Here is an 11,953-nt window from a genome sequence, read left to right as displayed (position 1 = left end):
GGTATATTTAAAATATAAAGCATTTAAAATATTGAAATTTAATCATGAAGCAAAAAGTTTTATGTTTAGTTATAAGAAACATAATAAATAAAAACTTATAATTAATGAAAACATAAATTCATGTATAAATTGTTACAAAAAATATAAATTTATAAAATTTAGGGCTTTAAAAATTTAAATAATAGGTGTAAAATAGTAGTCAAAGAAAGTCAAAAATAAAAAGGTATGTGGTGATATTAATGGCAACTATGACAGATATAATTGAAAAATTTATTAAAGATTTGATGGAAGAAGACAATAGCATACAAATTCAAAGAAATGAACTAGCAAACTTGTTTAGTTGTGCACCATCACAAATAAATTATGTCTTAACAACAAGATTTACAATAGATAAGGGATATTATATTGAAAGTAAAAAAGGTGGCGGAGGATATGTTCAAATAGAAAAAATACGAAAAAGTAAAGATGGGCATATTAGAGAGCTATTAAATGAAAAAATAGGAAGTCAAATATCCTATAAGAAAGCAAGAGAGTTATTAGAAGGTTTAAGAGAGTCAGATTTAATTAGTGAAAGAGAATTGAAATTAATATTATATGCAATAGATGATAAATCGTTATGTATGCCAATATATGAATTAAAGGAGAAGGTAAGGTCTAATATTTTAAAGAATATAATAATAGGGTTATTTAGTATAGAGGAGTGATAATTTATGCTATGTCAAAAATGCAATAAGAATAAAGCATCTGTATATTATAATAAGATAGTCAATGGAGAAAAGACAGAGATGTATCTATGTAGTGAATGTGCAAAAGAGAATACAGAAATGAATTTTAATTTAGATATGCCTTTTTCAATGATGGATATATTTTCCAATTTGGGCTTCCAGCCCAAAAAAGAACTTGAAGAAAAGCTAGTTTGCCCAAAATGTAATATGACATATAGTGAATTTAAGAATAATGGAAGATTTGGATGTAGTGAATGTTACAATGCATTTAGTAGTCAAGTAAATCCAATGCTTCAAAATATACATGGTCATATAGAACATACAGGAAAGGCACCTAAAAAATCTTTTTATAAGATAAGTGTAGAAAATGAGATTAAAGAGTTAAAAGAAGATTTAGATAGAGCTATAAAAAATGAAGAGTATGAGTTGGCTGCTCAATTTAGAGATAAAATTAAATATTTAAAAGGTTCTATTGACTAAGATTGGAGTGATATTATGAAAGAGAATATAGTCATGAAATCAAGAGTTAGGCTAGCTAGAAACTTAAATAATTATCCTTTTCCAAATAGATTAGATAAAGAATGTGCTATGGAAATAATAGAAAAAGTAAAAAATGCATTTATGAATTCTAGCTTAGAACAAAAAGAAGAGTTTGATTTCTATAAAATTGAAGATTTAGATCAATCTAAAAAAATGCTTATGGTTGAAGAACATATAATAAGTCCAGATTTAGTGGAAAATGATAAAAGTGCAGTTATAGTGAAAAAAGATAAAACTGTAAGTATAATGATAAATGAAGAAGACCATATAAGAATACAAACTATATGTGATGATTTAAATTTAGAATGTGCATATAGTATAGCAAATGAAATAGATGATTTGTTAGAATCGAGTTTAGAATATGCATTTAGCACAAAGTTAGGTTACTTAACATCTTGTCCAACTAATACAGGGACAGGAATGAGAGCTTCTGTGATGATGCATTTACCAGCATTAAGTCAATTAGGTTATATGGATGAACTTTATAAAATTTCATCACAAATAGGTATAGCAATAAGAGGAATATATGGAGAACGAACAGAAGCGTTAGGAAATATATATCAAATATCTAATCAACTTACACTTGGAAGAACGGAGTCTAATATTATAGAAAATGTAAGCGGTCTTACAAAAGATGCAATCTCAAAAGAAATAAAAGCTAGAGAAATATTGAAAAAAAAATTAGGTATGAAATTAGAAGATAAAATATTTAGGTCAATAGGAACACTTGAAAATTCAAGAGTAATAAGTAGTGCAGAGGCAATGAGTCATCTATCAAATATAAAAATGGGAATAGAAATGAACTATATAGATAAACTAGATTTAAAGGCTATAGAACAACTTATGACAGGTATACAACCAGCACATCAGTCAATAATGTATAAGAGTGATGATGTTGAGTATAGAGATATAAATAGAGCAACATACATTAGAGAAACTTTGGAGAAATTAAGAGGAGGGATGAATTGTGAACTTCAATAGATTTACACAAAGAGCTAAGAAGGCAGTTGATTTAGCGTTTGAATCAGCTAAAAGCTTAGGGCACAATATTGTTGGAAGTGAACATATACTTTTAGGTCTTTTAAGAGAAGAAGAGGGTATAGCTGCTAAAGTTCTAAGTAAAGTTGGATTTACAGAGGCGTATTTAGAAGGCAAAATAATTGATATGGAAGGTAAAGGAGAAGAAATCCCAGAAGACATAGTATTAAGCCCAAGAAGTAAACAAATACTTGAGTTATCAGGTATGTTTGCAAATAAATTAAAAACAAATTATATTGGGACTGAGCATATATTATTAGCAATAATTCAAGAAGGAGAAGGAATAGCTAATAAGATTTTAAATTATGCTGGAGTAAATGATAGGACTCTAGCCCAATTAACAATTGATATGATGGGTATTAGTGATAAAAATCAATACAAAGCAGAAAATAGTTACACGGGCAACCAGAATCAAGCAGAATCTAAAGTGCTTGATAAGTATGGAAGAAATCTTACACTATATGCAAAACAGAATAAAATAGACCCTGTAATAGGTAGAGAAAAAGAAATACAAAGAGTAATACAAATATTAAGTAGAAGAACTAAAAACAATCCAGTGTTGATAGGAGACCCAGGAGTAGGTAAAACAGCCATAGCTGAAGGGCTGGCAACAAATATAGCTTTGGGAAACGTTCCAGAAACATTAAAAAATAAAACTTTATACTCTTTAGAGATGGGTTCATTATTAGCTGGGGCTAAGTATAGAGGCGAATTTGAAGAAAGAATTAAAGAAGTTGTAGATGAAGTTGTTAAAAACGGAAACATAATTTTATTTATAGATGAGATGCATACAATAATAGGAGCTGGGTCTACAGGAGAAGGTTCTATAGATGCATCAAATATATTGAAACCAGCCTTAGCAAGAGGCGAGATACAAGTTATAGGGGCAACCACAATTGATGAATATAGAAAGCATGTTGAAAAAGATTCTGCTCTAGAAAGAAGATTCCAACCGGTTATGGTGGATGAACCAACTAAAGAAGACTCAATAAAAATATTAGAAGGGTTAAGAGATAAATATGAAGCTCATCATAAAGTTAAAATAACTGATGATGCTATAAAAGCAGCTGTAGAATTATCAACTAGATATATATCAGATAGGTATTTACCAGATAAAGCTATAGACTTGATTGATGAGGCTGCATCAAAAGTAAGATTAAAAGAAAATACACCTCCTTCAGAAATAAAAAAATTAGAATTAGAGATAGAAAATATAGATAAAGAAAAAGAAGAAGCAGTAAGATGTCAAGACTTTGAGAAGGCAGCAAAAATAAGAGATGAACAAGGTCTGCTTAAAAAACAATTAGAAGATGTTAGAGAAAGATGGAATAAGTCATCTAAGCATTCAGACCTAGTTGATGGAGAAGTTATTGCTGAAGTAGTAGGATTATGGACAGGAATACCTGTTAATAAAATTCTTGAGGAAGAAGCTGATAGACTTTTAAGACTTGAGGAAATACTGCACAATAGAGTCATAGGTCAAGAACAAGCAGTAAAATCTATCTCAAAGGCAATTAGAAGGTCAAGGGCAGGTCTTAAAGATCCTAACAGACCAATTGGTTCATTTTTATTTTTAGGTCCTACAGGAGTAGGTAAAACAGAACTATCTAAGGCATTGGCAGAAGTACAATTTGGAGATGAAAATCAAATAATTAGAATAGATATGTCTGAATATATGGAAAAGCATGCTGTGTCAAGAATGATAGGTTCACCTCCAGGTTATGTAGGTCACGATGAAGGTGGTCAATTAACTGAAAAAGTAAGAAGAAATCCATATTCAGTTATCTTATTTGATGAGATAGAAAAAGCTCATCCAGATGTATTTAATATTCTGTTACAAATTCTAGACGATGGTAGATTAACTGATTCAAAAGGAAGAACTGTAGATTTTAAGAATACTATTGTAATAATGACATCAAACGTTGGTGCATCTACAATTGGTAGACAAAAAACTTTAGGATTTAGTATAGCTAAAGGAGATGAAGAAGAAAAATCTCAATATGAAAAAATGAAAGAAAATATAATGGGTGAATTAAAACAAAGATTCAGACCTGAGTTTTTGAACAGAATAGATGATATAATTGTTTTCCATTCATTAAATGAAAATCACATATCAAAAATAATACTTTTAATGACAGCGAAACTACAAGATAGATTAAAAGAAATGAATATAAAACTAGAAATGAGTGACGAAGCTGTAAAATTAATTTCTAAATCTGGATTTGATTTAGAATATGGGGCAAGACCTCTTAAAAGAGCTTTACAAAAAGAGTTAGAAGATGAATTATCTGAAGCAATCTTAAAAGGCGATGTGGAAAAGGGAAGTAATGTAGTGGCAAAAGTCAAAGATGAGAAAATAGTTTTTGAAACTAAATAATTTAATAGAGTTGCATTTTAAAATATTGCGGATACAAGTTTTATAATCTAAACAAAATTTTAAGGGCAATGAATCTATAATAATTCATTGCCCTTAATTATTTTATTTAATCTTTACATATTGTCTTTCATATATGCTAAAATTATAGTATAGAATAATAAATTAAGGATGATAAAAGCATGGCAAAAATAAAAACAAAATATGTATGTCAATCTTGTGGATATGAAACAGCGAAATGGCTTGGGAAATGTCCAGAATGTACAAAATGGAATACATTTGTAGAAGAAGTAGACCAAAAAAGCACCAAAAAAGAGGTCTTTATAATAGATAAATCTTCATCTAAACCAGTTAGTATAAATTCAATAGAAAGTAAAGAAGAAGAGAGGTTTACAACAGATATAAATGAATTAGATAGAGTGCTTGGGGGTGGCATAGTTAAAGGTTCTTTAGTACTTGTTGGTGGAGACCCTGGTATAGGGAAGTCAACACTTTTAATCCAAGTTTCTAGTAATGTTGCTAACTTAGGAAAAACTGTTCTATATATAACTGGAGAAGAATCAGAATCTCAAATAAAAATGAGAGCTAAAAGATTAGGTATTAACTCAGAAAATTTATATATATTTGCTGAAAATAATTTAAGTATAATTGAATCTTATTTAGAAAGTATAAATCCAGAATTAATAATTCTAGACTCAATTCAAACTGTCTTCAGTCCAGAAATATCCTCTGCACCAGGAACTGTCAGCCAAATTAAAGAAGGTACTTCAAAATTCATGAAAATTTCTAAAAAAATGGGAATTTCAACATTCATAGTTGGTCATGTGACAAAAGAAGGTTCACTAGCAGGACCAAAATTACTAGAGCATATGGTTGATACTGTTCTATATTTTGAAGGAGAAAGATATAATACTTATAGATTAGTAAGAGCTGTTAAAAATAGATTTGGCTCAACTAATGAACTTGGAGTATTTGAAATGAGAGATTTGGGTTTAGTAGAGCTTGATAATCCATCTAAAATTTTAATATCTGAAAAACCAAAAGATGTGGCGGGTTCAGTAATAATATCTACTGTAGAAGGTACAAGACCAATGTTACTTGAATTACAAGCATTAGTTTCACCTACAAGTTTTGGTATACCAAAAAGAACCTCTACAGGGGTAGATTATAATAGAGTAGGTATGTTATTAGCAGTATTAGAAAAACGTGTTGGTTTGCAAATACAAAATCAAGATGTCTATATAAATATAGTTGGGGGAATAAAGATAAATGAACCTTCAATTGACTTGGGCATAGCTATTTCTGTAGCATCTAGTTTTAGAAATATACCTATAGATGAAGATATAGCTGTTACAGGAGAAGTAGGTCTTACAGGAGAAGTTAGAGCAGTAAGTTTTATAGAAAAGAGAATTGCTGAATGTAAAAAACTTGGTTTTAAAAAGATAGTAGTTCCTAGAAGTAATTATGAAGTAGTAAAAGACACCAAGGGTATAGAAATATGGCCAGTAGATAACTTAAGACAAGCTATAAATATAGTACTTGGGAGGAATCAATAAATATGGAGAATTTTCTAGATAATAAAAATATGCTATATGCATTAAAAATGATATCTCCTGGAACTCCACTTAGATTAGGTTTAAACAATGTACTAAGAGCTAAGACAGGTGGATTGATTGTAATTGCAACTAACGAGGATGTAATGAAAATAGTAGATGGTGGATTTGCTATAAACGCAGAATATTCACCATCATATCTATATGAATTAGCTAAAATGGATGGAGCTATAGTTCTAAGTGGTGATGTAAAAAAAATACTGTTTGCTAATGCACAGCTTATACCAGATTATTTTATAGAAACATCAGAGACAGGAACAAGACATAGAACAGCAGAAAGAGTAGCAAAGCAAACTGGTGCTATAGTCATAGGAATTTCACAAAGAAGAAATGTTATAACAGTTTATAGAGGAAATGAGAAGTATGTAGTCGAAGATATATCTAAGATATTTACTAAGGCAAATCAGGCTATACAAACTCTAGAAAAATATAAGACAGTATTAGACCAAGCTATAACAAATTTAAATGCTTTGGAGTTTAATGATTTGGTAACTATTTATGATGTTGCACTAGTCATGCAGAAAATGGAAATGGTAATGAGAGTTACAAGTATAATTGAAAAATATGTGATAGAATTGGGTGATGAAGGAACTTTAGTAAGTATGCAGTTAGAAGAATTAATGGGTACAACTAGAATAGATCAGAAATTAATATTCAAAGATTATAATAAAGAAAATACAGAGATAAAAGAACTTATGAAAAAAGTCAAAAATTTAAATTCGGAAGAACTAATAGAATTAGTTAATATGGCAAAACTATTAGGGTATAGTGGTTTTTCTGAAAGTATGGATATGCCTATAAAAACAAGAGGTTATAGAATTCTTAGCAAAATACATAGACTACCAACAGCAATAATAGAAAACTTAGTAAATTATTTTGAAAACTTCCAACAAATTCTAGATGCATCTATTGAAGAACTAGATGAAGTTGAAGGAATAGGCGAAATAAGAGCAACATATATAAAAAATGGACTCATAAAAATGAAACAATTAGTATTATTAGATAGACACATATGATGAATTTTAAATGAATTTTACTACTTTTTTCTTGAATATAATATACACTTTGGTCTATAATAGATAAGTATAACTAGGGGGTGAAGCATTGATAAGGAAAGTAACAAGAATATTGTTTATTTTACTTGGATTTACAATAGGTATAACGACCTATTTAACATTAATGAAAGATTTTGAAATATTAACATTTGGAAAAGAAACATATGGTTATATCGCAGCTGTAGTAGCAGGTATAATAATAGCCATTTTAGGATATCTTATAGAACCATGGGTTGTAAATAAAGTAAAAGAAATTGCTAAAATAGTGGATAAAGAATTGTCAAAATATCCTCAGACTGATATATTGTTAGGGTCTATGGGTCTTATAGTAGGATTTGTTATTGCATATTTATTAAGTGGATTAGTAAATAGAATACCAATAGTAGGTGGAATATTATCCTTACTATTATATTTATTCCTAGGATATCTTGGAATGAAAGTTGCGCTTAAAAGTAAAAATGATTTATTTAATATTGGAAAATTAGGAAGATTAGCAAATCCTATTAAAGATAAAGATAAGGATAAAGAAAACAAAAAAGATATAAAAGCCATTCCTCCAAAAGTATTAGATACAAGCGTAATAATTGATGGAAGGATAGCTGATATTTGTAAAACAGGTTTTATAGAAGGAAAACTTATTATTCCTGCTTTTGTTTTAGAGGAACTGAGACATATTGCAGATTCTTCAGATGATTTAAAAAGAGTAAGAGGTAGAAGAGGTCTGGATATATTAAATGTAATTCAGAAAGAATTAAATATAGAAGTTGAAATAAGTGAGAGGGACTTTGATGATATAGCAGAAGTTGATAGCAAATTATTAAAGCTTGCCCAGGTTTTAAATGGAAAAGTTGTTACAAATGATTATAACTTAAATAAAGTTGCTCAATTCCAAGGTGTTGAAGTATTAAATATAAATGAGTTAGCTAATGCTATAAAACCAGTTGCGATACCAGGAGAAGATATGGTTGTTCAAGTGGTTAAAGAAGGAAAAGAGGCTCAACAAGGTGTTGCATATCTAGATGATGGAACTATGATAGTAGTTGATGGAGGAAGAAAATATATGAATGAGACTATAAAAGTACTTGTTACTTCTGTTCTTCAAACTCCTGCAGGTAGAATGATATTTGCAAAGCCTAAAAATTAATATATTCAAAGAAACCTATAATTTGGGCTGTTTATTTTAAATAGATGGTCCAAATTTATTTGTTTATAATGACAATGTTTAATGTATTCTTAAAGATGAGGATTTAAATCAGAAAGCAGGGAGAATTTATGAGAAAAAAGATTATATCTTTCTTAGCAACATTTATCATAATGTTAACATCGACAAGTCAATACAGTTTTGCAGATGGCATACCGACACATGGAAAAGTAATATTTATAGATATGAACAGAACTAGTATGAGCAATATGTTAAGAATAAAATCATTAAGAGAAGAGCTAGATAATAGAGGATATATCGGTCTGATGAACATAAGAGGCGATAAAGGTAGTGATGATAGAAGGTCATATGCTAGTATGGGTGCTGGTGGAAGAGCTAATGTAGCTAATGAAGAAGATATTAATTTTGAAGGCTCAAGTAAGGATAAAAATATAAATTTTGAATCGGCAACAGGAAAAAGTGCAAAAGGTATAAATAATTTAACTATAAATAAGTCTATAAATGAAAATTTAAACTTTGGGGAGTATGGCTCTGTACTAGGGTCATTAGGACAAAGTTTATCTGATAATGGTCTAAAAGCATCTGTGTTGGGAAATTCAGATATAATTGAAAATGGGCAACTTATTAAAAATAGAAACTTATGCCTAACTGCAATGGATGAATATGGAAGAATCCCTAATGGAAATGTAGATAATATAAATAAAAAAGACTTATCTATGCCTTATGGAATATCAACTGATTATAATAAACTGATTGTAGAAACTAAAGAATCTTACAAAAACAATGATGTAGTTTTTATAGAGATTGGAGATACATATAGATTAGACTTATATAAGCCGAACTTAAATGAAAAAACATATGAGAGTATGAAAGATAAGATAGAAAAAAATATAGATGTATACTTAAAAAATTTATTTTCTATGGTTGGAGAAAATGACACTGTTTATATATCAAGTGCATTTCCAAGTGATTTAGATTATAAAAATAAAAGAAGACTTTCTCCAATAATAAAATTAAATGGGAATGGAAAAGGTCTGTTGTCATCTTCAACTACTAGAAGAGAGGGGATTGTAACGAACCTAGATGTTGGAGTTGAGATATTACAAAACTTTGATATAAAAAATCAAAATATGGTTGGAAAAAAATATGAACTTATTAACAGAGATGATAATAAAGAATATTTGATGGATGAATATCAAAAGATAGTATCTATCTCAAGCATAAGGTCTACAATACTAAATGGTTTTGTAAGTATAGTTTTCTTATCATGGATAGTTGCTATGATTGCAATTCTACTTAGAAAGCATATATCAAAAAATCATAGAGAAACAACATTTTTTATACTAAAGGAGCTTTTGAAAATAGGAATAGTAATGCCATTATCATTTATGATAACTCCAATAATGAATTTCAAAACACCATTAGCAATATCTTTAGGAATGATTATAATAACACTTACTATATATTTAATAAGTAAAGTTTTAATAAAGAATGATTTAAAAAATATGCTATTTTTCACTGGATTAACTATATTGATTCTGGTTATTGATTCTGGATTTGGTTCATATTTAATGAAAAGTAATGTCATGAGTTATGACTGTATAATTGGAGCCAGATATTATGGAGTAGGAAATGAGTATCAGGGTGTGGCAATAGGTAGTGCAATATTTACATTTGCAATTTTACTTACATATAAAAACGTACCAAAATGGTCTGTAATAATCTTTTCTTTAGTTATTTTAATTACGAGTGCATCTCCAATTATGGGGGCAAATGTTGGAAGTGCTATTTCTGAATGTGTTGCATTTTTACTATTCATATTATTAATATATAATGTAAAGATAGACTTCAAAAAAGTTGTATTATTAGGTATAGCAGTTTTACTTGTCCTAGGAGTTTTTGTAGCTATAGATATGATTTCAGGAAGCAACTCACATTTAGGTATGTTTGTAAAAGAAATTTACTTTAATGGACCAGGAGAAATAATACAAACATTTAGTAGAAAGATAGAGATGAACTTGAAGCTAGCTCAAACGAGTGCATGGGTAAATATACTATTAACTGGAATAGGGGTAATCTTAGTTCTTATGATTAATCAGATTAGATACTTTAAGCAATTGATTGATGAATATCCACTTATATTTAAAGGATTTATAGCATCAATAGTAGGATGTTTTGTAACTCTTTTAGTAAATGATTCTGGGATAGTGTCATCAGCAACAGCTTTTATTTATATAATTGTTCCTATGATAATATTAAGTATAAATTTGACAGCATTAAAAGATATATAAAGATTAACACATTAATTTAACTTCCTTTTTATAAAATAAAGTTAAGAAGAAAGTTTATAAAAAATAAATTATTATACAAAAAGGGGTTGTCTCAAATTTGATTTTTTCTAATCAAGTTTTAAGAGCAACTCCTTTTTTAATTACAAAGATAAATAACATATAATCTCATATTTTAGATACATTTTTTTTTCTTATATGTTTAGGAGTACACTTAAATTTTTCCTTAAAAATTCTGTAAAATAATTTTGTATTAGTAAATCCATGGGCTTCTAATATACTACACAAGGTATCATTTGTGTTAATTAAGTCTTTATAAATATGAGAAATACGTACATCATTTAAATATTCTAAGTAAGTCTGCCCCATATACTGTTTAAATTTTCTACAAAAATATTCTGGTTGTAAGTGTGCTACCTTAGCAATTTTGTTAATAGAAATAGGAGTCTTGTAATTAATCTTTGTATATTCTAAAACTGGCTCAAATTTTGATAAGTCAAGTGCTGTCTTTTTCATATTTTTATTACCTACAGCTATTTTAAAGTTTGTATATAATTCAAATAAAAGTTCAAATAATAAACTCGTAAAACGTAGATTAGCTGCTGGAGGAGAACTAAGTTTGATTTCTCTCATGTTTTCTAATATGAGTTTAACTTTATTTGAATTTTTTTTATAGTTATTGTCATTAACATTGACCCTAAAGTCAAAATAGCAATTTTTAAAATCAGGAATGTATTTATTTAAAAAAGATAATGGTACTTGCAATAGTATAGAGGTATTCTCATAAGTACATCTAGTTGAATGAATAACTCCAGAATTAATGAACATACACTCATTAGCTTTTAAATTATAAGTGTAGCCCTCCATGTTAATTTGTAAATCACCAGAAGTTATATAAATTATTTCTAATGAATTATGCCAATGATTTGCTACATAACTACCACTATCCTGAACCTCCCATGACTAAAGTCACAGGGTTCCTGCTTCACAGAATTTTGCATATTAAAATATGTCTTACTAATTCTCCACAAGCTATCCCCATAGTTCCTACGGTTCTTACATAAGTTATTTATTTTGAATCGTTATTAGTCTTAATCCTTCTTTTAATATATTTATACTTGCATTTATATCTCTATCGTGAGTTTCATTACAACTAGG

Annotated in this window: 10 protein-coding genes and 1 pseudogene; 8 read left to right on the top strand and 3 right to left on the bottom strand. The window is 28.7% G+C overall.

Features of this window, described 5'->3' with window-relative positions; all coding sequences use genetic code 11:
- The first annotated feature begins 239 nt into the window (after positions 1-239).
- The 8 genes from KGF42_RS17470 (at position 240) to KGF42_RS17435 (ending at position 10,798) form a co-directional block, all read left to right on the top strand.
- Entirely contained in the window at positions 240-704 is a 465-nt protein-coding gene (locus KGF42_RS17470) for a CtsR family transcriptional regulator (protein ID WP_054273017.1), read from the top strand.
- Between the two features lie 6 nt (positions 705-710).
- The gene (locus KGF42_RS17465) at positions 711-1,205 is read left to right on the top strand and encodes a UvrB/UvrC motif-containing protein (protein ID WP_054273018.1); all 495 of its coding nucleotides are present in this window, start codon (positions 711-713) and stop codon (positions 1,203-1,205) included.
- Positions 1,206-1,220: 15 nt separating this feature from the next.
- Positions 1,221-2,246, top strand: coding sequence for a protein arginine kinase (locus KGF42_RS17460; RefSeq protein WP_227822329.1), 1,026 nt, complete (start codon positions 1,221-1,223; stop codon positions 2,244-2,246).
- Positions 2,233-4,680, top strand: a complete 2,448-nt coding sequence (locus KGF42_RS17455; protein ID WP_227826780.1) for an ATP-dependent Clp protease ATP-binding subunit — start codon at positions 2,233-2,235, stop codon at positions 4,678-4,680. Before KGF42_RS17460 ends, KGF42_RS17455 begins: the two co-directional genes overlap by 14 nt.
- 179 nt (positions 4,681-4,859) lie before the next feature.
- Positions 4,860-6,233 carry a DNA repair protein RadA gene (gene radA, locus KGF42_RS17450; protein WP_054273021.1) on the top strand — a complete coding sequence of 458 codons (1,374 nt, stop codon included), beginning with the start codon at positions 4,860-4,862 and terminating at the stop codon, positions 6,231-6,233.
- A 2-nt stretch (positions 6,234-6,235) separates the two neighbouring features.
- Positions 6,236-7,306 carry a DNA integrity scanning diadenylate cyclase DisA gene (disA, locus tag KGF42_RS17445; RefSeq protein ID WP_003421245.1) on the top strand — a complete coding sequence of 357 codons (1,071 nt, stop codon included), beginning with the start codon at positions 6,236-6,238 and terminating at the stop codon, positions 7,304-7,306.
- Positions 7,307-7,394: 88 nt separating this feature from the next.
- Positions 7,395-8,489, top strand: a complete 1,095-nt coding sequence (locus KGF42_RS17440; protein WP_227822327.1) for a PIN/TRAM domain-containing protein — start codon at positions 7,395-7,397, stop codon at positions 8,487-8,489.
- A gap of 128 nt (positions 8,490-8,617) precedes the next feature.
- Positions 8,618-10,798, top strand: coding sequence for a hypothetical protein (locus tag KGF42_RS17435; protein ID WP_227826779.1), 2,181 nt, complete (start codon positions 8,618-8,620; stop codon positions 10,796-10,798).
- A gap of 165 nt (positions 10,799-10,963) precedes the next feature.
- On the opposite strand, the gene KGF42_RS20585 is transcribed toward KGF42_RS17435, so the two are convergent.
- The 3 genes and pseudogenes from KGF42_RS20585 to KGF42_RS20580 form a co-directional block, all read right to left on the bottom strand.
- Positions 10,964-11,560 carry a helix-turn-helix transcriptional regulator gene (locus tag KGF42_RS20585; RefSeq protein ID WP_413927041.1) on the bottom strand — a complete coding sequence of 199 codons (597 nt, stop codon included), beginning with the start codon at positions 11,558-11,560 and terminating at the stop codon, positions 10,964-10,966.
- A gap of 18 nt (positions 11,561-11,578) precedes the next feature.
- Positions 11,579-11,728: pseudogene (locus KGF42_RS19940) on the bottom strand (cupin domain-containing protein); the annotation flags it as partial.
- Between the two features lie 132 nt (positions 11,729-11,860).
- The coding region (locus KGF42_RS20580) for a zinc ribbon domain-containing protein (RefSeq protein ID WP_214442903.1) at positions 11,861-11,953 on the bottom strand (93 nt) is incomplete at its 5' end.

It is taken from the genome of Clostridioides sp. ZZV15-6383, assembly GCF_020657735.1.
GTDB lineage: Bacteria > Bacillota > Clostridia > Peptostreptococcales > Peptostreptococcaceae > Clostridioides > Clostridioides difficile_D.
The sequence above is the reverse complement of the archived record's forward strand: the minus strand, read 5'-3'. Positions and strand labels throughout refer to the sequence as shown.